This window comes from Streptomyces sp. VNUA24, from assembly GCF_029167005.1.
Taxonomy (GTDB): Bacteria; Actinomycetota; Actinomycetes; order Streptomycetales; family Streptomycetaceae; genus Streptomyces; species Streptomyces scabiei.
Genome location: NZ_CP119143.1, coordinates 7,630,684 through 7,657,538, shown reverse-complemented (window position 1 = coordinate 7,657,538; position 26,855 = coordinate 7,630,684). Strand labels below are relative to the sequence as shown.

Annotated in this window: 20 protein-coding genes; 5 read left to right on the top strand and 15 right to left on the bottom strand. The window is 73.5% G+C overall.

Features of this window, described 5'->3' with window-relative positions:
• Positions 1–28 precede the first annotated feature (28 nt).
• The 14 genes from PYR72_RS32845 to PYR72_RS32780 all read right to left on the bottom strand — a co-directional run bounded on the left by PYR72_RS32845 (position 29) and on the right by PYR72_RS32780 (position 17,580).
• Positions 29–1,057 carry an alpha/beta hydrolase gene (locus PYR72_RS32845; protein WP_275458644.1) on the bottom strand — a complete coding sequence of 343 codons (1,029 nt, stop codon included), beginning with the start codon at positions 1,055–1,057 and terminating at the stop codon, positions 29–31.
• Positions 1,058–1,060: 3 nt separating this feature from the next.
• Entirely contained in the window at positions 1,061–1,303 is a 243-nt protein-coding gene (locus tag PYR72_RS32840; protein WP_275458643.1) for a hypothetical protein, read from the bottom strand.
• A 296-nt stretch (positions 1,304–1,599) separates the two neighbouring features.
• The gene (locus tag PYR72_RS32835; protein ID WP_275458642.1) at positions 1,600–2,838 is read right to left on the bottom strand and encodes an alpha/beta hydrolase; all 1,239 of its coding nucleotides are present in this window, start codon (positions 2,836–2,838) and stop codon (positions 1,600–1,602) included.
• A gap of 324 nt (positions 2,839–3,162) precedes the next feature.
• Positions 3,163–4,008, bottom strand: a complete 846-nt coding sequence (locus tag PYR72_RS32830) for a 4'-phosphopantetheinyl transferase superfamily protein (protein WP_275460585.1) — start codon at positions 4,006–4,008, stop codon at positions 3,163–3,165.
• Positions 3,989–4,855, bottom strand: a complete 867-nt coding sequence (locus PYR72_RS32825) for a 2-oxo acid dehydrogenase subunit E2 (RefSeq protein ID WP_275458641.1) — start codon at positions 4,853–4,855, stop codon at positions 3,989–3,991. The genes PYR72_RS32830 and PYR72_RS32825 overlap by 20 nt, the downstream gene beginning before the upstream one ends.
• Positions 4,852–5,079, bottom strand: a complete 228-nt coding sequence (locus PYR72_RS32820) for an acyl carrier protein (protein WP_013003872.1) — start codon at positions 5,077–5,079, stop codon at positions 4,852–4,854. The genes PYR72_RS32825 and PYR72_RS32820 overlap by 4 nt, the downstream gene beginning before the upstream one ends.
• Before the next feature lie 36 nt (positions 5,080–5,115).
• Entirely contained in the window at positions 5,116–6,174 is a 1,059-nt protein-coding gene (locus tag PYR72_RS32815) for a 3-oxoacyl-ACP synthase III family protein (protein ID WP_275458640.1), read from the bottom strand.
• A gap of 61 nt (positions 6,175–6,235) precedes the next feature.
• Positions 6,236–9,286, bottom strand: a complete 3,051-nt coding sequence (locus tag PYR72_RS32810) for a beta-ketoacyl synthase N-terminal-like domain-containing protein (RefSeq protein WP_275458639.1) — start codon at positions 9,284–9,286, stop codon at positions 6,236–6,238.
• Positions 9,283–9,588 (bottom strand): acyl carrier protein, encoded by a 306-nt coding sequence (locus tag PYR72_RS32805; RefSeq protein WP_275458638.1) that lies wholly within the window; start codon positions 9,586–9,588, stop codon positions 9,283–9,285. Before PYR72_RS32805 ends, PYR72_RS32810 begins: the two co-directional genes overlap by 4 nt.
• A 46-nt stretch (positions 9,589–9,634) precedes the next feature.
• A complete protein-coding gene (locus PYR72_RS32800) occupies positions 9,635–11,434 on the bottom strand; it encodes an acyl-CoA dehydrogenase family protein (protein ID WP_275458637.1) in 1,800 nt (599 codons plus the stop codon).
• Positions 11,428–13,320 (bottom strand): acyl-CoA dehydrogenase family protein, encoded by a 1,893-nt coding sequence (locus tag PYR72_RS32795; protein WP_275458636.1) that lies wholly within the window; start codon positions 13,318–13,320, stop codon positions 11,428–11,430. Before PYR72_RS32795 ends, PYR72_RS32800 begins: the two co-directional genes overlap by 7 nt.
• 3 nt (positions 13,321–13,323) lie before the next feature.
• A complete protein-coding gene (locus PYR72_RS32790) occupies positions 13,324–15,132 on the bottom strand; it encodes a fatty acyl-AMP ligase (RefSeq protein WP_275458635.1) in 1,809 nt (602 codons plus the stop codon).
• Positions 15,133–15,260: 128 nt separating this feature from the next.
• The gene (locus PYR72_RS32785) at positions 15,261–15,599 is read right to left on the bottom strand and encodes a DUF6059 family protein (RefSeq protein ID WP_275458634.1); all 339 of its coding nucleotides are present in this window, start codon (positions 15,597–15,599) and stop codon (positions 15,261–15,263) included.
• 10 nt (positions 15,600–15,609) lie between these two features.
• Entirely contained in the window at positions 15,610–17,580 is a 1,971-nt protein-coding gene (locus PYR72_RS32780; protein WP_275458633.1) for an HAD-IIIC family phosphatase, read from the bottom strand.
• Between the two features lie 610 nt (positions 17,581–18,190).
• Here PYR72_RS32780 and PYR72_RS32775 point away from each other — a divergent pair.
• Genes PYR72_RS32775 through PYR72_RS32765 form a run of 3 tightly spaced genes read left to right on the top strand, consistent with a single transcriptional unit; the run spans position 18,191 to position 21,950 of the window.
• The gene (locus PYR72_RS32775) at positions 18,191–19,798 is read left to right on the top strand and encodes an amino acid adenylation domain-containing protein (protein ID WP_275458632.1); all 1,608 of its coding nucleotides are present in this window, start codon (positions 18,191–18,193) and stop codon (positions 19,796–19,798) included.
• Positions 19,795–21,141 carry a hypothetical protein gene (locus PYR72_RS32770; protein ID WP_275458631.1) on the top strand — a complete coding sequence of 449 codons (1,347 nt, stop codon included), beginning with the start codon at positions 19,795–19,797 and terminating at the stop codon, positions 21,139–21,141. Before PYR72_RS32775 ends, PYR72_RS32770 begins: the two co-directional genes overlap by 4 nt.
• 41 nt (positions 21,142–21,182) lie before the next feature.
• Positions 21,183–21,950 (top strand): enoyl-CoA hydratase-related protein, encoded by a 768-nt coding sequence (locus PYR72_RS32765; protein WP_275458630.1) that lies wholly within the window; start codon positions 21,183–21,185, stop codon positions 21,948–21,950.
• Between the two features lie 291 nt (positions 21,951–22,241).
• Here PYR72_RS32765 and PYR72_RS32760 read toward each other — a convergent pair whose 3' ends face one another.
• On the bottom strand, positions 22,242–23,696 hold the full coding sequence (locus tag PYR72_RS32760) for an amino acid permease (protein ID WP_275458629.1): 1,455 nt from the start codon (positions 23,694–23,696) through the stop codon (positions 22,242–22,244).
• 753 nt (positions 23,697–24,449) lie between these two features.
• Between PYR72_RS32760 and PYR72_RS32755 the strand changes: the two genes are divergently transcribed.
• Positions 24,450–25,184, top strand: coding sequence for an FCD domain-containing protein (locus PYR72_RS32755; protein WP_275458628.1), 735 nt, complete (start codon positions 24,450–24,452; stop codon positions 25,182–25,184).
• 76 nt (positions 25,185–25,260) lie between these two features.
• Entirely contained in the window at positions 25,261–26,730 is a 1,470-nt protein-coding gene (locus PYR72_RS32750; protein ID WP_275458627.1) for an APC family permease, read from the top strand.
• The last annotated feature ends 125 nt before the right edge of the window (positions 26,731–26,855 follow it).

Below are 26,855 nucleotides of genomic sequence, written 5' to 3'. Positions count from 1 at the left end.
ACCTCTCCGGTCACCGCGCGGCCCGCCGTCATCCGGTGGCCCGCCCCTGGAGGGGGAGGGCGCCGCGGTGACGGGCTCGGCGGGTGCGCAGCAGCTGCCGCCACTCCTCGGCGCTGAACCGGGCGGGCTCGGTGCGCGCGATGAAGTCGTGGAGCACGCCGAGGAAGCGCTCCGGGTCCGTGTGGAACGGGAAGTGTCCCGCCTCCTCGAAGATCTCCAGCCGGCTGCCGGGCATGGAGACATGGCCGAGACCGGCGTGCAGGGCCGGGACCACCATGTCCCGGCCGCCCCACAGCAGCATGGTCGGCATGCCCTGGGTCAGATAGCAGCGGTCGAGCAGGGTGCCGACCTGTCCCCGCCAGTCGACGACGGCCCGCAGGGTCCGTACGAAGGCGCTGCGCGAACTCGCGTCCGGCAGGGCGTCTACCACCCTCAGCAGGTCCGGCGCGTCGACGCCCAGGCCGGTGTCCAGCGTCTTCATGATCTTGACGATCATCTGCAGCTGCCAGCGCACCGTGGGCAGGTGCAGGGCCGAGAGCAGCAGCTCGGCGCCGGGCAGGGTGGCGGCCCGCAGCAGCGGGGAGACCTGGCGTCCGATGCCTCCGCTGCCGACCAGGACCAGCCGCTCGGTGCGCTCCGGGAACTGGTAGGCGAACTGGGCGGCCACCGCGCCGCCGAGCGAGTGCCCGACGAGGGTGGCGCGCTCGATGCCGAGGGCACTGAGCAGGTCCCGCAGTCCGTTGGCGTACGCCCCGGGCGAGTAGTCGCCGCGGGGTTTGGCCGACGCCCCGTGGCCGAGCAGGTCGGGAGCGACGACCCGGTGGCGGGCGGCCAGGCCCGGGATGATGTCGGCCCAGGTCGCGGAGGAGTCGCCGATGCCGTGGATGAGCACCACGGCGGACTCGCCCTTGCCGGCCATCCGGTAGGCGAAGCGGTAGCCGTGCAGGTGGCGGGTGCGGACCCGGACCTCGTTGCGGCCCACCGCACGGGGTTTGGGGCGGCCCGGCTGGTGGCTGGGCCGGAAGGGCGAGCGGGCGGTGAAGGGGGCGTCGGCCACGGTTCAGGCCTCCTGCGGAATCGGGTGACGGTCACGGACGGGGCGGCGTGGAACGGGTGCGGACTCGACGACGCCCGGTGCGTCCGGTGCCTGGGCGCCGGGGACGCTCTCGGGATCGGGGTCGGGATCGAGGCCGAGCGACATCAGGGAGCGCCAGGGCTGCGCCTGGCCGGGGGTACGCGTCCGCCACGGAGCGAACACCTGGGCCTGCGGGGAGGGAGCGCGGAGGGTGTGCACGGAGGACATGACTGCCACCTCTGGATAGGCGTGCGAGGAAAGAACGCGGGAGCGCTGCCGCTGGGCGTTGCGGCGTACGGCCGAGGGGGCCACGGGCCGGGCCCCGGGTCCACCGGAGGCCGCCCGCCGCGCCGCCGGCTCGCCGGAACCGGCAGGAGACGCACGCGGCCATGGCCGGCGGGCGAACGCGGGACGTTCACCCCGGAGGAGCCGGCGGACCGAGGCGGGACGCCCGGCCGGCAGGAGCCGACGGGCCGGACACCGGACACTCGCCCGGCGGCAACCGGCGGACCGATGCGGGACGTTCACTCCGCGGGAGTCGGTTGTGGCTGCCGGGGTACGGCGTCGGCGTAGCCGGAGGGCCCGGGAGCTGCCGGACTCGTCGTACCCGTGGCGCTCGCGGCGAACGGGGCGCCCGCGGCGGTGCCGGGTCGCGCGGGCGCGTCGGACCCGTGCGCCGGGCCCCCCGCTCCGGTGCCGTTCGCGCGCGTGGGCGGCCTGCGGTCCGGCGTGGCCCGGCGGTCGCGGGTCGTGACGCGGGCCCGGAGCAGTGAGGTGATCAGCCACTTGCGCAGGGCGCCCAGGTGCGCCGGGGAGCCGTGGACGTCGTCGAACTCCTTGAGGCGCACGCGGGGCAGCGCGGAGGCGAGGAGCCGGTGCTCGGTGGGCGGGATGATCTCGTCCCGGGCGCTGACCACGTACCCGACCGGGATGTCGACCGCGCCGAGGACGTCCGGGCCGAGCGGGAAGTCCGCGAGCAGCGCCCGCAGTTCGGCCTCGGAGGCCGCCCCGGTGAGCCGGCGCAGGGTGGCGACGGTGATGCCCGGCACCCGGGGCCACCAGTCGGGGTCGGTGAAGAACCCGGCGACGGGGGCGCCGACGGTGTGGACGGAGCGGATGCGCGGGTCCGCGGCCGCGGCGCGCAGCGCGAGGTGGCCGCTGAAGCTGAGGCCGAGGACGGAGGTGCGGGTCACGGCGGCACGTCCGGCCAGCCGGTCCATCAGGAAGGGCAGCAGCCGCCAGGAGTCCGCGTGGTAGCGCAGGGTGTTCTCCCCGACGCCGGGCATCTCGGTGACCACGGCCGCGTACCCCAGCCGGGCGAGCCGGGGCAGCAGCGGCGCCCACTGCTCCTTGACGCTGACGATGCCGCCCATGACCACGAGCAGCGGCCGCCGGCGCCGGGCGTCGAGTCCGCTCGCCCAGCAGACCACCGTGCCGTCCGGGTGGTCGAGGACCAGGCGCTCGACGCCCCGCCGGCGACGCCAGTCGTCGAAGGTCCGTACGCAGTTGTCCTGGGCCCGGCGGCGGACGTCGTCGCCGTGGTACGGGAAACGGGCGAGGGCGTAGTGCCGGCAGGCGTCGAGCGGGCGGCCGGCGAAGGCCAGCCGGTCGGCCTCGCCGGTCCACACGCGGGCCCAGGAGGCGGGGTGCCCCGGCTCGTCGTTGGTGATCCTCGGCAGTACGGCCGCCACCTGGCGGTCGCCGATGCCCTGGCCGCGGGCGTGCAGCCGCGCGAACTCCTTGAGCTCTGCGAGATGGTCCATCGCTGTTCTCCGTCTCCTCCGGGGTGCGGGGCCGATGCCCGGGGGATGCGGCCGGAGGGCTCGGTGGCCTTCCTGGTCGTACCGGCGGCGGGCGGGGCTGTCCGGTCGTACGGCGGGCGGGCCTCCCGGCCGGGAGCGGGGGACGTCCCCCGGCCGGGCGGCCCGCCCGGGGAAGATGCTGGCCGCCGTCCCTTAAGCCGGACTGGCGCACGGGTTGCGCCGCGCTAAGCGCTCTCCGGCCCGCGCAGGCGGCCGCCCGGGCGCACGGCGGCGCGCCGGGGCGGGAAGGTGTCCTCCTCGCCCCGGCGCGCCGCCGGCGGCCTGTCACCAGTCCAGAGCCGTGTCCTCTCCCCCGTCCGCGTCGTCGCCGTCCGCGTCGTCGCCCAGGGCCTCGGCCACCGCCGCGACCACCCGCGGGTCGAGCATGGTGCGCGCGTCGGTGTCCCGGGTGCCGCCGAAGCCGGCGTCGCTCACCGCGACGCTGACGACGAAGCCGCCGTCCACCGAGAAGGTGCGGAACTGCCACTCGACGCCGGTGCCCGGTGCCCCGTCCGGGGCCAGGACCCGCGCGGGCCGGCCGTCGCCGCTGAAGCCGAAGTCGGTGAAGCGGAACCGCAGTCCCTGCCCGATCGCCTTGCTGTACGCCTCCTTGAGCGTCCACATGCGCACCAGCGCGGCTCCCCGCCGCGCTGCGGGAAGCCGCTCCAGGACGGTGAGTTCGTGCGGTGTGCAGACGTGCCGGTGCAGCCCGCGCGTGTAGAGCGGACGGTCCGCCCGCTCGGCGTCGACCCCGATCAGCCCTTTGGTGGCGAGCCCGATGAGCAGCAGGTCGTCGGTGTGGCTGAGGCTGATGTCCACCGCGTCGTAGCCGCGCAGATAGGGCCGGCCGGTGGGGCCGTACCCGAGTTCGACGGCCTGCGGGGGCACCCGCAGCGCCACGGCGGCGGCGAACTTCAGCAGCACCCGGGAAGCGGCGAACCTCGTGCGCACGTCCGGGTGCGTCATCTCCAGGTACCGGTCCCAGTCGCGGCCCAGCAGGGCGCGCAGCCGCGGGCCGCCCGCCCGGTCCGGCCGCCAGTCGGCGAGCCGGGCGTGCAACACCGCGACCTCGTGCTTCTCCAGGTCCGCGCGAACCTGGTCCCAGGCTCCGTCACGACCGGAGATCCGCACCGGCTCCCCGAGCGATGGGCTGGGTGCCGTCGTCCTCCGCGCCGTCATCGAAGCCCTCCATTTCCTGCTTGAGATCACCGAGTACGTCGGCGGCGGCTCCGCCGTCGATGATCCGGTGGTCGAAGGTGAGTCCGAGCCGCATCACCGGGGCGATCGCGAGGCGCCCGTCCCTGACGACCGGCCGGTCGACGACGCGGCCCGCGCACAGCGTGACGGCGGTGCCCCCGCTGGAGTGGAAGCCGTCGACGGGCCGGTGGCCCAGGGAGCTGACCGCCACGGTGCCGAAGACGCCCGGCCGCCGGGCCGGGTCGCGCGTCGCTGCGGCGAAGGCCAGCCGGCCGAGCGGCACCGGCAGCCGCCCGAGCATGCGGACACCGCGGAACTCGGGCAGCTGTTCGGTGCCGGGTCCGCGGTAGCGGTCGACGCGCCCCTGGATCTCGTCCAGGTCCGCGCGTTCCAGGGCGGGCAGCAGTGCGGAGAGCACGGTCCGTTCCCCGTCCACGGTGCGGTCGAGGGCCAGCTTGGCGGTGACCTCCGGGAACCGCAGGGTCCGGGGGCCGCGCAGCCCGAACAGCCGGGGCGGGGCGAGGGCCGCGTTGGCCTCCGGGTGCCGGTGCAGCACCCGGCCGGTGGCGTGCAGCAGATAGGTGACGACCGAGTAGCGCCGGCCGGCGGCCCTGGCCGCCGCCCGGTGGGCCTCGATCCGGGTCATGTCGAGGTCGGTGTCGAGGTGGACGGGCCGCTGCCGGGCGGCGTGCTCCAGGAAGTACAGGGTGTGCCGGCGCCGGCGCTCGGGGTGGGCCCGGGCGGGGGCCGGCGGAGTGCCGCCGGCCCCGGAACCGGTCATGGCCGCGCCGCCAGCTGGTAGATCTCGCCGAGGCTGCGGGCCTCCAGCAGCCGGCCCACCGGCAGCGAGCGGCCGGCGGCCTGTTCCAGGGCGGTGACCAGTTTCAGCAGGTACAGCGAGTCCCACTCGGGCAGCTGGTCCAGGTCGGCGGAGATCTGGTACTCCTCCAGCGGCATGCCGAGCTCGTCCCTGACGAGGCGGACGAAATCGTCGATGGTGTGCATTGCGTACGGTCCTCCGGGGCGGGTGTGTGCGGACGGTCAGATCTTTTCGAGGGCGAAACCGGACTTGATCCACTTGCTGGACTCGACGGCGACCGCCAGCGCGCGCTGCCCCACGCCGATCTTCCCCAGCAGGGCCTCCAGCTGGAGGAAGGGCAGGGCGTTGCCGTTGTTGCCGGTGTCCGCGACGCAGGACACCTCGACGGCGCCGGGCAGGCCGAGTTCCTCGGCGATCCGCCGTGTCATACGGCCGGACAGCTGCGGCGGCAGCAGGAAGTCGACCTGTTCGGGGGTCCAGTCGCGGTCCTCCAGCAGCTCCCAGAGGATCTCCACGGCCATGACGGGCACGGACTCCTCGATGGCCTTGTAGTCCTCCCGCACCGCCTGCCGGTCCTCGTGCCGGTCGGCGAGCCCGAACCAGTCGATGACCTGGCCGGGTTCCCGGCCGAGGCCGGTGAACCGGTTCAGCACACCGCTGAGGGCCAGGCGCTGGCCGCGCGGCTCCGAGGTGATGACGGCGGCGCCGGCTCCGTCGCCGAAGAGGACGTAGTTGACGAGGTCGCTGGGCGCGGCCGCGGACAGGTCCCGGTTCAGGTCGAGGTGCTTGCTGCAGACGTCGCCGCCGATCACCAGGCCCGCCGCGTGTCCCCCGCCGGTGACCAGGGTGTGGCCCAGCTGCAGGGCCTGGACGGCGCCGGCGCAGCCCGACTGGAGCTGGTAGGTGGGGAGTTGGTCGAGGCCGAGCTGGTCGGCGACGTGGTTGACGGTGGCGGGCATGAGGTGGTCGGGGGTCGCGGTGCCCATGACCACGAAGTCGATCTCGTGCGGGGCGAGTCCGGAGGCGGCGAGCGCCTGCTCGGCGGCCCGGGCGCACAGGTCGGCGAGGGACCAGCGCACCTCGCCGGTCTCCAGGTCCCGGGCGAAGTGCCGGGTCCGGGTGCCGATGAACACGTCGATCCACTCTTCGTTGACGCCGAGCGTCCGGGCCAGCGCCGCGTTGTCGACCGGGTCGCCCGGCAGGGCCGTGCCGACCGAGGCGAGGTAGGAGACCGGCCCGGAAGGGGCGGAGCCGTGCTGGGGTGGGTGTTCCGACTGCATACGAGCGGTCCTTCCTTGGAGTCCGTCACGGGGCGACGCCCCTGCCGTGACCACGGGTTGCCTACGCGACGGCCGAACCGGCGCGATCCTGGAGGTAGTCGACGAGGTCACCGACCGAGGACAGCCGGGGCAGCAGGTCCTGCACGCTGATCGTCTCCAGCCCCTCCAGCCGTTCCTGGAGCCGGTCCTTGAGCTCCATGATCATCACCGAGTCGAAGCCCAGGTCCTCGTAGAGCAGGGACTGCCGTGAGACCTCGTCCGTGGCGTAGCCGCCGACCTCCGCGACGGCCTCGACGACGGCGCGGGCCACCGGGTCCGTCGCCGCGTCCTCCGGGGCGGCGGGCAGCACGGCGGTGAGCACGGCGCCGTGTCCGGGCGCCGACTGCTGCTCCCGCTGGTGCGGCGCGGTGTCCACGCGGTCGGGTACGACGCTGAGGTCCGCCGCCGGGACGGCCCGTACGGGGGTGCGGGCCCAGAACCGGTGCGCGTCGGAGAAGGCGTAGGGCGCGAGCCGCTGCGGCTGCCGCTCCTCCTGCGGGTAGACGGCGTCCCAGCGGGGGTCGAGCCCGCTGCGGAAGAGTTCGGCCACCGCCTCGGCGAAGGTGCGGCCGTCGGCCTCCTCGCCGGACACGGGGGCCACGGTGTGCACCCCGGCCCCGGCGGCGGAGCGCAGGGAGCGTGCCATGCCGCTGAGGACCGGGCGGGGGCCGGTCTCCACCAGGTGGGTGGGTCCCGCCTCCAGCAGCCGGCTCATCGCGTCGCCGAACAGGACGGGGGCGCTGATGTGCTCGGTCCAGTACTTGGCGTCCATCGGCTCGGCCTCCAGCAGCCGCCCGCGCACGGTGGAGTACACCGGGAGCTTGGGCACGCCGCCGCCGGTCTCGTCCGCGAGCGCGGCGAACCGGTCGAGCATCGGGTCCATCAGCGGCGAGTGGAAGGCGTGCGAGACCTCCAGGCGCCGGGTCCTGACACCCCGTCGGGTCAGCTCCTCGTCGATCCGGCCCAGGGCCGCCAGGTCCCCGGACAGGACGGTGGCCCGGGGGCCGTTGACCGCGCCGATCCCGACCAGGGGTTCCGAGTCGACCAGTTCGGTCAGCTCCGCGAGCGGCGCCCGTACGCTGAGCATGCCGCCGCCCTCGGGCAGTTGCTCCATCAGGGCGCCCCGGGCGGCGATCAGCCGGGCGGCCTGCTCCAGCGGGAACACCTCGGCCAGTACGGCGGCCGCGTACTCGCCGACGCTGTGGCCGAGCAACAGCGCCTGCGGCACCCCGAGTTCGCCGAGACTGGCCGCCACGGCGTACTCGACGGCGAACAGGGCGGGCTGGGCCCAGCCGGTGCGGTGCACGGCCTCGTCGCCGGAGAGCAGCAGGTCGCGCACCGAGCCGCCGACGTGCGGGGCGAGCGCCTCGTCGGCCTCGTTGAGGAAGCGGCGGTACAGCGGCGACTGCAGGTACAGCCGCGCGGTCATGGACGGGTACTGCGAGCCCTGGCCGGTGAACAGCAGGGCCACCCGCGGCTTGCCCGCCGTGTTGCCGACGAGCCGGGCCAGCAGGTCCTCGTCGCCGGCGGCCTCGCGCAGGGTCGCGGCCAGTTCGCCGGTGTCCCGGGCGGGGACCGCGAAGCGGTAGCGGTGGCCCGTCTTGGTGCGGTTGCTGCTCCAGGACAGCGGGCCCGCCGGCACCCTGCGCTTCTCCAGTGCCTCGGCCTGGACCACCAGGTTGCGGCGGAGGGCGGCCGTCGAGGGGGCGGTCAGGGTGAAGACGCCGGCGCCCAGGCCGGTGGCGCCGGTGGACCGGCCGGTGCTCCCGGACTCCGGGTCCGCCCCCTCGGGGCGGGCGGCGTACGGGGGCGCGGACTCCAGCACGGCGTGGGCGTTGGTGCCGCCCATCCCGAAGCTGCTCAGGCCGCCGATCGCGGGGCCCGAGCGCAGCCGCAGCGGCGCCTTGAGCAGCCGTATCCCCAGTTTGGCGAGTTTCAGCGCGGGGTTCTCCCGGGCGGCGAACCGGCTGGCGGGGACCGTCTTGTGATGCAGCGACAGGGCGACCTTGATGAGCCCGGCGATGCCCGCGGCGCCCTCGGTGTGCCCGATGTTGCCCTTGACCGAGCCGAGGGCCAGCGGGCGCCCGGAGCGGCCGGCGTGCAGCTGGCCGAGCGCCTTGGTCTCGATCATGTCGCCGAGGACGGTGCCGGTGCCGTGGGCCTCGGTGAAGACGACGTCGGACGGCTCGACACCGGCCCGGCGGTAGGCGGCGGCCAGCACCTCCTGCTGCGACCAGCGGTTGGGGGCGGTGATGCCGTTGCTGCGGCCGTCCTGGTTGACGGCGGTGCCGCGGATCACCGCGTACACCGGCTGGCCGTCGGCGATCGCGTCCTCCAGCCGGCGCAGCACCACCGCGCCGACCCCCTCGCCCCGGCCGATGCCGTCGGCGTCGGCGCTGAAGGGCTTGCACCGGCCGTCGGGGGCGGACAGTCCGGCCTGGGTGTAGAAGATGCCGAGCGCCGGGGTGAGGGCCACGTTGACGCCGGCGGCGATGGCCGTGTCGCACTCCCCCGCGAGCAGGGCGTTGCAGGCCAGGTGGACGGCGACGAGGGAGGAGGAGCAGGCGGTGTCGACCGCCAGGCTCGGCCCCTTGAGGTCGAGGTGGTAGGAGACCCGGTTGGCGGTCATGCAGTAGCCGTTGCCGGAGCCGAGCTGGGCGGTGACCTGGGCGTAGTCGGTCATGTGCAGGTGCGCCCACTCGTTGCCCATGATGCCCACGAACACACCGGCGTTGGTGCCCGCCAGCCGCTGCGGGGCGACCCCGGCGTCCTCGACGGCGCGCCAGGCGCACTGGAGCAGCAGCCGCTGCTGCGGGTCCATCGCGGCCGCCTCGCGCGGGGAGACGGTGAAAAACTCGTTGTCGAAGGCGTCCGGGTCGGAGATGAACCCGCCCTCGGTGGTGTTGGAGTGTCCCTCCGCGCCGGCGCGGGAGTGGAACTCACGGGCGTCCCAGCGCTGCCGGGGCACCTTCTCCACTCCGTCTCCGGAGCGCATCAGCATGTCCCAGTAGGCGGCCGTGTCGGGCGCCCCCGGGAACCGGCAGTCGATGCCGACGATGGCGACGGGCCTCATCGATTCTCACCCTCCATCTCCCGCAGTTCCTCCACCAGGTGCTCGGCCAGTGCCGCGACGGTCGGGTAGTCCCAGGCCACGGTGGGTTCGAGGACGAGGTCGAAGTCCTCCTCGATGTCGCCGCACAGGCTCAGCGCCGCGACCGAGTCCAGGCCGTACTCGGCCAGCGGCACGGTGGGCGAGATCTCGGACGGCGTCCGCCTGAGGTAGAGGGCGATCCGGTCGGCGAGCCAGCTGCTCAGCGACTCGACGGTGTGTGCGGTGTGCTCGTTGTCGGTGCGGTCGGTCGCGGGGACAGTCATGGGAGAACTCCTCGGTGAAGGCGCGTCGGGTCCGGCGGGCCGGCGGTCAGCCGGCCAGCGGGGTGTCGTAGAGGTCGTAGCTGCGGCGTTCGTGGAAGCGTCGGAGCACTTCCTCGTGCACCCGGCCCTCGCACCCGGGCGGCAGGTCGGCCGGGCGCTGCCCGAGCCGGCGTGCGAGCCGGTGCAGTGCGGCGGCCACCCAGGCCGGGTCGGCCAGGAAGGGATCGTCACCGCCCTGGGCCCCGCGCCAGACGCCGAGGACGGAGGCGGCCGCGAGGAACACCGCGTAGCGGTCGGCGAGCGCGAAGCTGGCGGGGCTGGCGAGGGCGGTGCGGTCCTGCGGGGAGAGGTTCAGGCTGTCCTCCTGGAGCTGGCGCAGCTGGTCCAGCATCCGCATGACGAGTGCCTGGACCGCGAGTTCCTCGGGGGAGCCGCTCGGCAGACCGTCGGCGGCGGCGACCAGCGAGGCGCTCAGGCTGTCCCGGCCGCTGGCGAGGGCGAGGCTCTCGAAGGGGATGCCGGGCAGCCCCTCCCGCGGCCGGAACAGGCTCTGCGGGGCCTCGTCGCCGGAGAACCAGGCGCGCCGGGCCAGCCGGGAGAGCTGCGGGATGATCGTGGCCTGGCAGGCCGCGGAGCCCGCGTGGCCGAGGCTGAGCACCGGCAGGTCGCGCACGTGCTTCTGGAAGAGGCCGAACTCGCCCTCGCGGACGTAGAACCGCGCCCCGAGCACGATCGACAGGTCGTACATGGTGTCGGTGAGCATCTTGGGCACCAGGTACTTCACGGCCGCCGCGTAGACGCTGGTCTCGTCGGGCAGCAGATGCACCGCCCGGGTGCCGACCGTCGCCATGCTGTCGCAGATCAGCAGGTCGAGGAAGGCGCCGGTGAGGGTGGAGGAGGCGTGCGGGATCTCCATCACCGACCGCCGGTAGAGCTGGCGCCCGAGGGCGAACCGCACCACCGTGCGCAGGCTGGTGTCGAGGGCGCCGACGGCCATGCTGGGGATGGCGCTGCGGGTGATCTGGAAGGAGCGCAGCGCCAGTTCCACGCCCTGGCCGCGGGCGCCGAGGAGGGTGCTGTCGGGCACCGGGCAGTCGGTGAAGTCCAGGCCGGACAGCCGGCAGCCGCGCACGCCGACGGCGTGGTAGCGGGGCAGGACCTTGAAGCGGTCCGCGTCGAGCTGGTCGCGTTCGACCAGCAGCACCGAGTGGCTGCGGCTGCCCGGGCTGTCGTCGGTGCGGCTGAACAGGGCGTAGGCGGCGGCCCGGTCCGCGTTGTTGATGACCTCCTTGCGGCCGTTGAGGCGGAAGGCGCCGGGCACGGGGTCGGCCCGGAACTCGTTGCGGACGAAGTCGTTGCCGTGCGGCAGCTCGTGGTAGGCGACGGAGACCTTGGAGCCGCCCAGCAGCAGCTCCGCCGTCCGGCGGCGCTGCTCCTCGTTGCCGGCCGTCCACACGTTGACGGCGGCCATGAACGACGTGATGCCGTAGCCGAGGCCGAGCGCCACGTCGCGCCGGAACACCTGACGCATCACGCGGACGAGCGTGTCGAGGCGGTCGAGGCGCCCACCGAGGTCGGTGGGCACGAACTCGGCGTTGAGGACGACGTCGTCGAGGAGCCGCTCGCCCGCGGCGGGCAGTTCCCCGGCCTCGTCGGCGGCGAGCAGCCCGGCTGCGCCCAGCGGGTTGGCGGGGTCCTGGGGGTCCCCGAAACGGTTCTCCAGGTCGGCGATCCTGGCCCGGACCGCGCTCTCGCGCGCCTGGTGCGTGGCCGGGTCGGTGGCAGCGGCGGTACCGGTCGGGGCTGCCTTGCCGTGCAGCCCCTGGACCGCGGGATCACTCAGCATGACGTCCCCTCGGGTGTCCGGGTGCCGCCGACGGCGGCCCGGGTGTCGGTCTGTCCTTGCGGTACGGCGGCCGGCGGACCGCCGTCGCCGCCGGATGCGTGGGCGGGCTGGGCGGCCTCGTCGGACGCCCCGGTGGGCCGCCCGGCGCTCCCGCCCAGCGAGAACGGAATCAGGGAGAACAGCTCGCCCGCCTCCCGTGCGGCCCGCAGCCGCTCCAGCAGCGGCGGGTAGGCGTCGGGGTCCCCGGCGTCCGGTTCGCCCAGCTTCACCAGCAGCCGGTCGAGGACGGGCCACAGCCACACCCCGTCGCGCCACAGCTCCCCGGTGCGCCCGGCCCGCGCCGTCCCCTGGTTGTGGGTCCACAGCCCGAGGCAGGCGGCGCCGGCCAGGCACAGGCTGTAGTGGCGCGCCACGTCGAAGGCGGCGGGCGGGACGTCGGAGACGACGGCGCGGTACGCGTCCATCTCCTCGTGGACCCGGCCGGTCACCGCGAGCAGCCGCTCGGCCGCGCCCAGCGCGCCCTTGAGTTCCGGCCGCCGGCCGGCCTCGGCGCGCAGGGCCGCCACCGACGCCGGCAGCGTGGCCATGACGCCGCTGCCGCGCCGGGCCACCAGGGACAGCCGCGACGGGTCCAGCGGGGGCAACGGGGTGGACAGGTCGAAGGCACGGACGGCGCCCTCGGTGTCGCCGCCGCCGCGCAGCCAGCCCCGGGACAGCGAACGGAACTGGTTGACCAGGGAGTTGAGGTTGACCAGGGTGTTGCCGTCGAAGAGGCCGACGATGCGGTGGTCGCGGTCGACCTTCTGGAACATGCCCCGGGCGTGGACGTCCTTGAGGAAGGCGCGGGCGCCGAGCAGCCGGGTCAGTTCGACGATCACGCCCTCGGTCCCGGTGGGCACCAGGTACTTGGTGACCGCGGCGGCCACGCTCAGCTCGTCGGGGACGGTGTGCACGGAGCGGGCGGCGACCGTGGCCAGTGCCTCCCCGGCCAGGACGTCCGCCGCGGCCGAGGCGAGCACGTGCCGTGCCTGCGGCAGGTCGATCAGCCGTCGTCCGAACAGCTCGCGCCGCTCGGCGAAGTCCAGGGCGATGGTCAGCGCGTGGTCGGCGGCGCCCAGCGACAGGGAGGCGCACATGGTGCGGGTGAGCTGGAGCGCCTTGAGCACGGTCTCGACGCCGCCGCCCTCGCCGCCGACCGCCGCGTCCGCCGGCACCGGGGCGCCGTCGAAGGCGATGCCGCTGATGTCGGCGCCCCGGATGCCGTGGGTGCGGATCTTGTCCACGCAGCGGTAGTCGTCACCCTCGGCCAGCCGCCGCTTGTCGACGAGCAGCACGGTGAAGCCGCGCGGCCCGCCGTCCTCGGAGGTGCGGGTGAGGACGGACAGGAGGCTGCCCCGGGTGGCGTTGTTGATCAGCCACTTCTCGCCGCTGATGCGCCAGCCGCCCGCGTCGTCGCTCTCGCCGCGCACGTCCCCGGCGAGCAGGTCGCTGCCGTGGGCGCGCTCGGTGAGGGCCAGCGAGACCGGCACCCCGGCCCGGATGTCGGCGGCGAGGCCGCGGGCCTGCTCGGGGGTGCCGGAGATCCAGACGCAGACCCCGCCGAGGTAGGTCTTGCCGTGGCCGACGGCGACGGTCAGGTCGCGGCGGGCCACCACCCGCATGACCTGCATGACGGTCTCGTAGTCGGTGAGCCTGCCGCCGTGCTCGGCGGGGATGTAGAACTCCTGCAGCCCCCAGCCCTCCAGCAGCCGGCAGAGGTCGGCCGGGAACTCCTCGTTCTCGTCCAGCTCCAGGCTGCGGGCGTGGGAGAAGGGTGTGGCGGGGTCCTCGGGGTCGCCGAGCAGCGACTCCAGCTCCTGTGCGACGCGGTAGGGAGGATGCTCCATGGCTCAGCCCACCGGTGTCATGGCCGGATCGGCGGCCGGGGCGCCGTGCACGCCGCCCGCGTCTCCCTCGACGAGCGTGCGCACCGACGGGTCCAGCACCGAGTGCAGCGCGGTGACCGTTCCCTGGAGGAACAGCTTGCGCATCAGCGTCCGCTGGATCTTGCCGCTGGTGGTCCGGCGCACGGTGCCCGGGCGGACCAGCAGCACGTTGCCCGCCGGGACGGCGAACTCCATGCCGATGTGCCGCTGGATCTGGGTGGCCACGTCCTTCAGGTCCGCGGCCGCGGCGGCGGCCCGGATCTCGTGGATCACCACCAGGTGCTCCTGGCCGCCGGAGTCGACGGCGAAGACGGCCCCCGCGCCGATCGCGGGATCCAGGCCGCGCACGGCGCTCTCCACGTCGTACGGGTAGATGTTGCGGCCGTTGATCAGGACCATCTCCTTCAGACGGCCCGTCACGAACAGTTCGCCGCCGCTCCCCATGACGCCCATGTCGCCGGTGCGCAGCCAGGCGCCCAGCTCCTCCTGGCCGGCGATCCGGGCGCCGAAGATCTCGGCGTTCACCTCGGGCCGCTCCCAGTAGCCGGAGGCCACACTGGCGCCGCGCACCCAGATCTCCCCGACCCGGCCCTCGGGCCGCTCGGCGAGCGTCTCGGGGTCGACGATCCGCACCTCGAAGTCCTCGGCCAGCGCGACACCGCTGCTGACCAGCGTCCGGGTCGCGGCGCCCAGGTACGGGCCGGTCAGCGTGCCCTGCTCCAGTCCGGCCGCGTCGACCTCGCGCAGCAGCGCGCCGCGGGTCTTGGGGGTGCCGGTGACCAGCAGGGTGGTCTCGGCCATGCCGTAGCAGGGGAACATGGTCTCGGGCCGGAACCCGTAGGGGCCGAAGCGCTCGGTGAACGCCCTCAGGGTCTCGGCCCGGACGGGCTCGGCGCCGTTGCAGGCGGTCCGCCACGTCGACAGGTCCAGGCCCTCCAGCTGCGCGTCGGTGACCCGGCGCACGCACAGGTCGTAGGCGAAGTTGGGGCCGCCGCTGGCGTTCACGCCGTACTCGCTGACCAGTTCCAGCCAGCGGGCGGGCTTGCGCAGGAAGGAAACCGGCGGGATGAGCACACTCGTGGTGCCCAGCCACAGCGGCTGGAGGATGTGCCCGATCAGGCCCATGTCGTGGTAGAAGGGCAGCCAGCCGCCGATCATCGTGTCGGGGGTGTTGCCGGTGGAGCGGGCGATGGCCGCCTCGTTGGCGAGCAGGTTGCCGTGGGAGACCATCACGCCCTTGGGGGCGCTGGTGGAGCCGGAGGTGTACTGCAGGAACGCCAGGTGGTCCGGGGTGAGCGCCGGGTCCCGCCAGGCGGCCGCGTCACCGACGGGGCCCTGGTCGGTGGGCAGGCAGACCACGTCCGAGAAGCCCTCGGCCGCGAGCCACGCCTCCACCTCCGGGGCGTGCTCGGCGAGGGTCAGCACGGCCCCGACCCGGGCGTCGCGGACGATGCCGGACACGCGGCGGAAGTGCTGGCCCTGCTCGGAGGGCAGCGGCGCGGGCACCGCGACGGCCCCGGCGTAGAGGCAGCCCGTGAACGCCTTCACGAAGTCCAGGCCCGAGGGGTACAGCAGCAGGACCTGACGCCCCGCCAGTCCCCGTTCCTGCAGCCAGGACGCGATGTCCTTGGCCGCACGGTCCAGGTTCCGGTACGGCAGTCGCTCCGGCACCTTGCCCCGCACGCCGTCCGCGAGGAACACGAACGCGTCCGTGTCACCCCGTTCGTCCGACCGCGTCAGCACGACCTCCGCGAATGAACCGAATTCCGCCACCGTCTTTCCCCTCGCCTCGAAGCGACTCGTATCGCGTTGACCTCGGTCGGCCCGGTCGAACCGACTGTCCGCCGGACCCGTCGTGCCGATCGTCGGGTCCGTCTCTAAAGCCCCTCTTGCGGCCGGCGTCACTCCCGCCGGCCGGGGCCATCCTCCACCCGGCCGTGCCCCCACAACTGCGCCCACAGCTCCCGTTCACGCGGGGAGAGCGGCACGTCGGGGACCAGGCGTTCGGGATGCGCGGGCGGTGGCTCGTCGAGCGGGGACGGGCTCGCGCCGCCCGGTCCCCCGGCGCCGGTGTCGTCGAGCCACCACTGCTTGGCCTGCTCCACGGACGCCGGCGGCACCATGCCGAAGATGACGGCCAGGGCGCCGAACCCGTCCACGAAGAACGTGACGACGCCCTTCCTGATCCGCCGCGCCGCAGGACGCACGGACCACCACCCCATGCCGGGCGAGACGGCCACTTCGGCCGCCTCAGGACGAGCGCCGGGTGAAGTCCGTGCTCAGACGGACGTGCGCCGGCGGCGTCGGCAGGTGTTCCTCGGTCAGGTCGTGGCGGAACGACACGGTGCCGTCGGCGTCCTCGCCCGTCTCGGCGAAGCCCATGGACGGGTACAGACCGCGCACCCGGTGGTTCTTGGCCGTCGGACGGTAGCGGGCGTACACGGCGGCCGCCCCCCGGGCCCGCGCCTCGTGCAGCACGGCGGCCAGGCACGCCTGTTCGATACCGCGGGCGAACACCCGGCAGCTCAGCAGCATGTTGTCGATGTGCCAGCCGGCCGCCCCGTCGTCCCCGGCGTCCGTGCCGGCCGCGCCGGCGCCGCTGACCAGGACCGCTCCGACCAGCCCGTTGTCCCCGAACCGGTCCGCGGAGCGGATCGCCAGCACCAGCCCGTCGGAGGACTCGTGGAGGGCCCGCACATCGGCCTGCTGGAGCCGCTCGGTGGTGAGGTTGAACTGGTTGGTGCGCAGCGTCACCTGCGAGACCCGGGGGATCTCGTGGTCCCGCGGGGGCGAGAGGGTGACCTCGACGCCCAGTTCCGCGAGGTAGTCCTCCATGGAGTCCGCGCCCTCCAGGAGGTCCTGGCGGGCCACCTCGGTGCGGTACTGCGTGGACCGGGCCCGGTCCTCGGCCGTCAGCTCCCGTACGTCGAACCAGCCGTCGGCGAGCAGCCGTTCGATGTGCAGGGCGGGTTCCTCGTCGAGCCGGACCACGGCGACGCCGGGCAGGCTGCGGGAGACCAGGCCGCACTCGAACGGCGAGTCGTCCACGAAGACGAAGCTGTCCACGCCGAGGTTGAGCCGCTGGGCGATCTCCAGCAGATTCCGGTCCTTGGGCTCCCAGTTGGCGGTGACCTGCACGAAGTCGGTCTCCCGCAGGGCCATGTCGGGGTGTTCGCGCAGCACGGCGCGGACCGGCTCGATGTCGTTCTTGGAGCACACCGCGAGCAGGACGCCCTGCGCGCCGAGCTGTCCGACGGCCTTCTGGAACCGGCCGAACGCCTCGCCCCGGTAGGTGGTGGCGGCGGCGATGCCGTCCGGGCCGTCGTCGCCGAGGATGCCGTCCCACAGGGTGTTGTCCAGGTCGACCACCAGCACCTTCTTGGTACGTCCGCGCAGCACGCGGGCCAGGTGGCCGACATCCCGGGCGTAGCAGGCGAGGACTTCCTCGCCGAACTGCACCTTGGCGTAGGCGGCGAGCCGGGGCTCGTTGACCGGGCCGCAGGAGGCGGCCAGCGGATCGAGGTCCACGACGTGGACGCGCTCGTGCACGACGGCCAGCCGCAGCAGTCCGGCGTTGAACTCGCGCCAGATCACCCCGAGCCGGGCCCGGGAGCGGGCGTCGACGAGCCGGCGCAGATGGCCCCGGAGCAGGGGCACGGTGTTGAGCACCAGGGTGCCGCCGCCGCGCGTGACATAGCGCTCCACCAGCGAGCTGATCAGGTTGAGCTTCCCGGCGGTGACGCGCTGGACGTCCTCCACCAGCCAGGGGTGCGGCAGTTCGCCGAAGACGATCTCGGCGTCGAGCACGCACAGCGCCAGATCGGCGTCGTACATCTCGCTGGCGGTGTTGTGGAGATCGCGGCGCCAGGAGTCGTAGTCGCCCTCGTGCAGCTTCGACAGCAGGCCGTGACGGGCGAGTTCGGCGGTGAGCGGGGCCGTGAGCCCGTTGAGGGTGGAGCCGCCGGTGACCGCGACGGTGATCGTCTCGGTGCCGGGGTGTTCGCGCAGCACCTCGTCGCGGTCCAGCCGGGACAGCAACTGCCCGGCGCGCGCCAGGTCCGGGGCCGGGGGCCCGGCGGGGTCCCCCGCCGCGGCCAGTTCGGACAGCAGACCGGGCACCTCGTCGTACGCGTCGGCGAGGCGTCCTTCGGCGTGGAGGGCGCGCAGCCGGTCCAGCGGTCCGGTCCGCTCGCCCACGGCGGTGTTCACAACCGTGGCCATGGTGTCTCCATTCACTGAATCGCCCGTCGCTCGGCGCCCGCGGTGTCCCGGGAGCACCGACGCGGGTCCGCGCCCCATCCCGGACACGGACCCACCACCACTGCCGGTGGCCGCACCGAGCGTGCCGAGGGCGTCTTAAGCGGCCCTTGAGCGACCGGGGTTCGGGGGGTGCGTTGTCGGGTGCGGGTCCGGTGGGGGCTTGTCGCGCAGTTCCCCGCGCCCCTGAAGACCCAGGCCCTGCGGGCCTGAAAAGCACGGGGCGCAGCCCCTGCTTTTCAGGGGCGCGGGGAACTGCGCGACCAGCCCCCACTCACCCGCACCCGACAACGCACCGGACCTCGCGCCCACGTCCCGTGACGCGCGGCAGCGCATGTGGCTGCGGGCGCCTGCACGGAGGGAAGCGGCCGCTGTGCCGCGAGTCCAGTCATGTGACTGGTTTTCACAGTGACGCAGAGCACATTGAACGTTGAAGCTGTTTGAGGCGCCACCGCACACCGGTGATGTCGCCCCGCACCTCCGCACGGCGCTCGACCCATGCACCTTTCGAGGCACGTCAGCGTTCAGTAGCCCGAGGCATCTTCTCCCCACACAGCCAGGAGGTCTGTGAAGCATGCCCCTGAGCCATCTGTCCCCTCATGACAGGGCCCTGTTCTGGCAGTTCGGCCAAGGCCCTGACATCCCCGTCCCCGACCCCCTCGTCCACCACGCCTTCGAACGGTGGGCCACCGCCGCACCGCACACGGTGGCCGCCGAGCACCAGGGCACGACGATCACGTACGGCGAACTGGACCGCCGTGCCACCCGCCTCGCGGCCGTGCTCCTGCGGGAGGGCGTACGGCCCGGCGACCACGTCGGCCTCTTCGTCCGCAGGTCCGTCCCCATGCTCGTCGGGCTGCTCGGCACGCTGAAGGCGGGCGCCGCCTACGTCCCGCAGGACATCGGCCTCACCCCCACCGCCCAGCTGCGGCACGTCATCCGCACCGCCGGAACCCGGGTCGTCCTGACCCAGTCGGAGCACACGCCGCGGGTGCCCCTGCCCGGCACCGGACACCGGCTGATCACGCTCGACGACGATCTCGCGGGCCCACCCGCGCCGGTGCCGGTCCGCCCGGAGCGGCCCGTACGCGGCGACGACGGGTGCTACGTCCTGTTCACCTCGGGCACGACCGGCAAGCCCAACGGGGTGAAGGTCACCCACCGCAACGTCGCGAACATCCTCCTCACCGCGCCCGGCGACCTGGGCATCCGTCCCGGTGACCGGGTCGCCCAGCTCCTCAACATCGCCTTCGACATGGCCGCCTGGGAGATCCTCGGCTGTCTCGCCCACGGCGGCACGCTCGTGATCCGCGGCAAGGACGTCGCGGCGGCGGCCCGTACGGCGGACGTGCTGATCGCGACGCCGACGGTGCTGTCCGGAATCGACCCGGCGGACTGCCCCCGGGTGCGGACGGTGGCCGTCGCGGGCGAGCCGTGCCCGCGCCCGCTCGCGGACGCCTGGGCCGGGCGGTCCGCCTTCCACAACTCCTGCGGGCCCACGGAGACGACGATCGTCAACACGATGCGCCGGCACCGCGTGGAGGACCCGCTGCTCACGATCGGCCGCCCCACCCCCAACAACACGGTGTACGTCCTCGACGAGCACCGGCGTGCGCTGCCCATCGGGGAGGTCGGCGAGATGTGGGCCGGGGGCGACTGCGTCTCGGCCGGCTATCTGGACAACGAGGCGCTGAACGCGGAGCGGTACGCCCCCGACCCCTTCCTCGGCGGCGGACACCGCATGTTCCGCACCCGCGACCTGGGCCGCTGGACACCGGACGGCGAACTCGAACACCTGGGCCGTACCGACGACCAGGTCAAGGTCCGCGGCTTCCGCGTGGAACTCGACTCCGTCTCCTCGGTGCTGGAGTCGGTGGCGGGCTGCTCCCGCGCCGTCACCCTGAAACGGGACGCCCGCAGTCTGGTCTCCTTCGTCTGCCCGGCCGACGTCGACCCGGACACGGCACGGCGCGCGGTGGCCGACGCCCTGCCGTACTACTGCGTGCCGGCCACGGTCCTCCCGCTGGCCGCGCTGCCGGAGACGGACCGGGGCAAGGTCGACCGGGCGGCGCTGCTGCGGCTGGCGGAGCAACGGGAGAAGGCCGCGCGGGCGGTGCCGGTCCCGGACGAGGGGGCACCCCTGCTGCCGGTGCCGGCGGTGCGAGAGGGGGCGGCCCGATGACGTCGTCCGTCGAGACCTCGTCGGCCGGGGGTTCGTCCGCCGGAGCCGTTTCCGCCGGGATGCCGTCCGCAGAGGCGGGGGGCGCCACGCCCGTACCGCCCTCGGCCCTCGCCGAACTCCCGCCGCTCACGTCCGCGCCCCGCCGCCTGCTCAAGCACCCCCGCCTGATGCACTACAACCGCCTCGCGGCCCTGGTGATCCTTGCCAATATCCTTCTGCTGGCGGCCAGTTGGGCGCCGGACGCCGGGACCGTCGGCCACGCGTCCCTCGCGAACCTCGCGCTCGCGGTGGTGGTCCGGCAGCAGTACGTCGTCAACCTCTTCTTCCGGCTGGCGACCTGGGCTCCGACGAGCTGGCCGCTGAAGGCGCGGTGGACGCTCGGGAAGGTCTACCACTTCGGCGGACTGCACGTGGGCGGGGCGCTGGCCGGAGCGGCCTGGTTCCTCGCCGGGGCGGTCGCGTCGACCGTCGACGGCGCCGACCCGGCCCTCATCGCCGTGAGCTGGACCCTGGTCGCCCTGCTCGCCGTCATCGTCGCCACCGCCCTGCCGCCGTTCCGTTCCCGCTTCCACGACCGCTTCGAGAAGATCCACCGCTTCGGCGGCTGGAGCGCCCTCGCCCTGTTCTGGACGCACACGCTGCTGGGCGGGCAGGGGCCGGTCGCCCTCGGGGTGCTGGCCGTGGTCACCTTCAGCGTCGCCCTGCCCTGGCTGCGGCTGCGCAAGGTGGACGTACGGATCGAGAGGCCCTCCCCGCACGTCGCGCTGGCCCGCTTCGACCACGGCGTGACCCCCTTCGCGGGCTCCTCCACCGCCATCAGCCGCAGCCCGCTCACCGAGTGGCACTCCTTCGCCAACGTGCCCTCACCCGGCGAACCGGGCTTCCGGCTCACCATCTCCCGCGCGGGCGACTGGACCGGCTCGTTCATCGACGACGCGCCGGCGAAGGTCTGGGTCAAGGGCATCACCACGGCCGGGGTCGCCAACATCGAGACCCTGTTCAGCAAGGTGATCTACGTGGCCACCGGCAGCGGCATCGGTCCCTGTCTGCCGCACCTGCTGGCCGCCGAGGTGCCCTCCCGGCTGGTGTGGGCGACGCGTGACCCCCGCAGGACCTACGGCGACGAGCTGGTCGACGAGATCCTCGCCGTCCAGCCGAACGCGCTGGTCTGGGACACCTCGCAGCACGGCAAGCCGGACATGGTGCGGCTCGCGTACACCGCGTACCGGGACTTCGGCGCCGAGGCGGTCATCTGCATCTCCAACAAGAAGCTGACCTGGCAGGTGGTGCACGGTCTCGAACGGCGCGGGATCCCCGCGTACGGCGCGATCTGGGACTCATGACGACCACCGGAACCGACAGGCGAGGAAGAAGGGGAGAGCCCTTGCACACCCTCAAGATCGAACGACATGACCGCGTGGTCACGGTACGACTCCATCGGCCGCACGTCCTGAACGCCCTCAGCGGAGAGCTGCTGGGCGAACTCCTGGACGTACTGCGCCCGTTGGACCGCGACCCGGAGGTGGGCTGCTTCGTCGTCACCGGTTCGGAGAAGGTCTTCGCGGCCGGTGCCGACATCAAGGAGATGGCGGGGAAGTCGGCCGAGGACATGGCGGCGGAGGACTACTTCGCGGGCTGGGAGGAGTTCGCCGGATTCCGTACGCCGAAGATCGCGGCCGTCAACGGGCATGCGCTGGGCGGCGGTTGCGAGCTGGCGATGATGTGCGACCTGATCGTGGCGGGCGAGTCGGCGGTCTTCGGCCAGCCGGAGATCAAGCTCGGTGTGATCCCCGGCATCGGCGCCACCCAGCGGCTCACCCGCCTGGTCGGCCGCGCCAAGGCCATGGACCTGATCCTCACGGGCCGCACGATGAGCGCCCGCGAGGCGGAGGCCGCGGGCCTGGTGTCGCGGGTGGTCCCGGACGACCGCGTCCTCACCGAGAGCACGGACGCCGCGGCGACCATCGCCTCCTACGGCCGCCGGGCCGTCTCGGCCGCCCGCGAGTCGGTCGACCGGGCCCTGGAGACCGGCCTGCGCGACGGGCTCCTCTTCGAACGGCGCGTGTTCCACGCCCTGTTCGCGACGGCGGACCAGAAGGAGGGCATGAGCGCGTTCCTGGAGAAGAGGACACCCGTCTTCCAGGGCCGCTGACGACGGATCCGCCCGACCCGGCGACCGGGGCGGCGGACGGGGCCCCCTCGGACGGGCTCCCGGTCCGCCGCCCTCGTCGTGCGCGCGGCGCTGCCGGTGGTCGCCACACCGGGCGAGGAGCCGGACGAGGAGCCGGAATGTGACGGTCGCCGGCCGTCCCGTCGGCATCTCGGCCCTCGCGCCTTCCGGCAGCAGCGGGCCGCACCGCGGCGCGGACGCCGCGAAGCCGGTGACGCGGCGGGAGGGCCGCGTCACCGGCGGGGCAGGTCGCCCGTACGACGGGCCGGGCCGCTACGCGGACGTGACCTTGTCCGGCCGGGCGTTCCGGGCCCGCCGCTCGCGGACGAGGGCGAAGGCCACCACGGCCACGGCGAGCAGGGTGGACAGGACGACCTGGTCGCGGCCGCCACCGTCGGCGGTGTCGGTCAGCATGTAGACCAGGACGAAGGTGATCATCGCGATGGTGGCCCAGGTCAGGTAGGGGTAGAGCCACATCCTGACGACCAGCTTGTCCGGCGACTCACGCTGGATGATCTTGCGCATCCGCAGCTGGGAGAAGCAGATCACCAGCCAGACGAAGAGGGCGATCGCGCCGGAGGAGTTCAGCAGGAACTGGAAGACCGTGTCCGGCCAGAGGTAGTTGAAGGCGACCGCGACGAAGCCGAAGACCACCGAGGCCAGGATGGCCGACTGGGGGACGCCGCGCCCGGTGGTGCGGGCGAAGGCGGCCGGGGCGTCGCTGCGACGGCCGAGCGAGAACGCCATCCGGGAGGCGGTGTAGAGGCCGGAGTTGAGGCAGGACAGCACGGAGGTGAGCACGATGGCGTTCATGATCTCGCCGGCGTGCGGGATGCCGATGGAGTTCAGCGCGGCGACGTACGAGCCGTCCTTGAGGATCGCCGGGTCGTCCCAGCGCAGCAGCGACACCACGATCAGGATCGAGCCCAGGTAGAACACCGCGATCCGCCAGATCACGCTGTTGGTGGCCTTGGTGACCGCGGCCCGCGGGTTCTCGGTCTCACCGGCGGCCAGTGTGACGATCTCGCTGCCCATGAAGGAGAAGACCACCATCAGGATGCCGGTGAGGATCGCCCCCGGCCCGTTGGGCAGGAAGCCGCCGTGGTCGGTCAGATGCGAGAAGCCGGACGCCGGGTGGTCCGACCCGGGCAGCAGGCCGAAGATCGCGAGTCCGCCGACCACGATGAACGCGGCGATCGCGACGACCTTGATGCCGGCGAACCAGAACTCGAACTCGCCGTAGGAGCCGACGGAGACGAGGTTGGTGGCGGTGAGGACCACCATGACGAGCAGGGCCCAGCCCCACTGCGGGACCGCGGGGATCCACCCGGCCAGGATCTTGGCACCGGCGGTCGCCTCGACGGCGAGCACGACGACCCAGAAGAACCAGTACAGCCAGCCGATGGTGAAGCCGGCCCAGCGGCCCAGCGCACGGTCCGCGTAGGCGGAGAACGAGCCGGAGGAGGGATTGGCCGCGGCCATCTCGCCGAGCATCCGCATGACGAGGACCACGAGGGTGCCGACGAGGAGGTACGAGATCAGGATGCCGGGACCGGCGGCCGCGATGCCGGAACCGGAGCCGACGAACAGGCCCGCACCGATGACACCCCCGATCGCGATCATCGACAGATGACGGTTCTTCAGCCCGGCTTGCAGGCCGGATCCTCCTGAGGGGCTCTCGGTGGTGATCACCGGATCGGGCGCGGGACGAGGTGTCTGTGTGGTCATCTCGGCATCCAGGAAGCAGGCGGGGACGAGGGAAGGTTCCGGCGGGGCCGGGCGGCCGGCGGCGGGGAGGCCGTCGGGCATGAGGGGTGCGGGCGTGCCGGGTGAACGTGCGGGTGGCGATCACGGCCGCAGGGAGGGCATGGTGGACCGTGGCCTCCGGGCCGGTCCCCGTCGGACCGGTCGCCCCGGTGGCGTTCAGGAAAATAGTTCAGGACGATCGAATAAAACAAGGGGTCCGTCCGCCCCGCCCTGGAGCCGGCACGCCGTCCCGCCGGGCCACGCACACCCCGCACCCGCCCGGCCCGCGCCCTCACCGACGCCCGCACAACCCTCCCGCCAGGGCGCGAATCCCCTGGTCAGGGCAGCGCCGGACCGACCTCCACGTGCGCCCCGCCCGCGCCTTCCGGCCCGCCCACGGCGGGGTCTTGTTTAACTGTTCACCTTGCTCTAATTTTTCCTGCAGCGCGACCCGCTCCTCCCGTCGCGACACCCGTGCCGTGCCGTGCCGCGCGGTGCCAGGCCGTCCCATGCCGTCCCATGCCGCGCCTGCCGCCCGTGCCCGCGCCCGTCGCGGGCCGGATCACCACCTCTTCGGGAGCCCCCATGCACCACACCGCGGTGTCGTCGCGGGAACCACCGGCGGGCCCGTCCGCCCCGCACCGGGCACGCGCCCGCCTCCGACGCCGGTCCGGGGCACCACGCGACGGCCGTCACGGACCGCGACCGCGCTCAGCGGGCCGTTAGGGTGGCGCCGTGGCGAATGCAGCGGGCAAGTTCGGGCCCTACAACCCGCCCGGCCCGGCCCAGACGACGGCGGTCACCGGCGTCGGACACGCCCGCGCCCTGCCCGGCGGGGGCCAGAGCGGATCCGATCTCGTCCGGTCCCGGATCGCCCTGCGGGTACGTCTGCGTTCCGTACGGCCCGGGGACCGGCTGCCGGACGCCGGGGTCCTCGCCGAGGAGCTCGGCATCGGCGAGATCACCGTGCGCCGCGCGCTGGAGGGCATGTGCCAGGACGGCCTGCTCGACCGCCGGCGCGGACGCGCGGGCGGAACCTTCGTCGCACAGGAGTGGGACACCGTCGTGGCCCTGACCCACGACCCCGAGGAGGCGGCCTCGCTGGAAGCCTTCCGGCTCCTGCTCGAATGCGGCCTCGTGGCGCACGCTTCGGGAGAGGTCCCGCCCGCACGGCTGGACGGACTCCGGCCGCTGGTCGAGGAGATGGAGGAGACGGACGACCCGGCCCGCCTGGCCGAGCTGGAGACCCGGTTCCACCTGGACCTCGCGGTGGCGCTCGGCGGCGCCGGGATCCGTGAGTTCGCCGCCGACCTGCTCGGCCGGCTGTGCCTGCTGCTGCCCGTACCGGACCCCGCGGTCGTCCGGGCGCAGAACCACTGCCACGCCGAGCTGCTCGCAGAACTCGGGCGGGGCGCGACCGACGCGGCCGTACAGGCGGTGAAGGCACACCATCGCGCCGGGCACCGCTGACTCCCGGTCCGGGCCGGCCCGGCCGTCGTACATCCGCGTATCCACCCCACCGCCCACCACATGAGGAGTTGCCGCCATGCCCCACCCCGGAGCCGGCTCGCCGTCTTCGCCGGGCCCCGCCGGCGGCGCGCCGCAGCGGCTGCGCGGCGGCGTCCTCGGTATGGCGGACATCGCCGCCGCCACGATGGCCAACGTCGGCCCGGCCATGAGCTTCTTCTTCGGTTTCGCCTTCCTCGCCACCACCGCGGGCGTGGCCTCACCGCTGACCATCCTCGCCGCGGGTGTCGCGGTGGCGCTGCTCGGCAACACGCTGGCGGAGTTCTCCCGGGCCCACCCCTCGGCGGGCAGCTTCATCACCTTCGTCGGCAAGACCTTCGGGCCCGTCAGCGCGGTGACGACGGCACTGCTGGCGGCGCTGGGCTACATCATCGCGATGGCCGGCGTCATCTCGATCTCCGGCGGATTCGTGCAGATCACCCTGTACCACTACACCGGGGTGGACCTGCCGTGGATCATCTGGACGCTGCTGCTCACCGGGCTGGCCGTGGCGCTGATGCTGCGCGGGGTGGTCGTCTCCACCAAGTGGGCCGGCTACTTCTTCGGCGCGGAGATGCTGGTGCTGGTCGTGGTGTCGGTCGCGGCGCTGGTGGAACACCGCGGCGAGCTGTCCTTCGACCCGTTCCTGCCCAGCCACATCAGCGACGGCTTCAGGGGGCTGGCGGCGGGCTTCCCGCTGGCGGTGTACCTGTTCATCGGCTGGGAGAACTCCGCCGCGCTCGCCGAGGAGACGGAGAACCCGCGCCACAACGTCGGCCGCGCGGTGTTCTCCTCCGTCGCGATCATGACGGTGAGCTACATCCTCTTCGCCTACGCCACGGTGACCGGCTTCGGCTACGACGTGACCCGGCTCGGCGCCTCCCGCATCCCCTTCGTGGAGGTGGCCGAGAACACCCTCGGCGTGCTGGCGTTCCTCGCCTACCTCGGTGGACTGACCTCCACCCTCGGTGTGCTGATCGCCGGCATCAACTCCCAGGCCCGCCTGGTGTTCAACGCCGGACGCGAGGGGCTGCTCCCCTCCTTCTTCGGCTATGTGCACCCCATCCGCCGCACACCGAACAAGGCGATCGTCACCTTCACCCTCACCGCTCTGCTGATCATCGGCGGCTGGGGCCTGGGCCACCTGCTGGGCTCCTCCGGCGGCTCGATGAACCCCGTGGTCTTCTTCACCGAGTCCTCGACGCTCGGCGCCATCCTGATCCTGCTGGTCTACCTCGCCTCCAACATCGCCCTGCCGCTGTACTACCGCCGGTACCGTCCGCAGGAGTTCCGGCCGGTCCGGCACCTCGTCCTGCCCGTGATCGGGACGGTGGCCATCCTGATCCCGCTCTACTACCTGGCCAAGCCCGGCCAGCCCGCGCCCTACAACTGGTTCCCGTACGTGGCGGTCGCCGCCCTGCTCGCCGCCGTCTGCTACGCGGCCCTCCTGGTCCGGCGCGACCCGACCCTGGCCGAACGCGTCGGCTCCATCGTGGCCGACGCGGACTGACCCTCGCCTGGCCCACCCCCACTGGGCGGCTGAGGAAGATCGCCGCCCGGCCGCATCGGTGCGCGCCGGACCGGTCGCCGCACTCTGCCGGTCGGCGGGGCGGTGCCCGCCGACCGGCGGGGGCA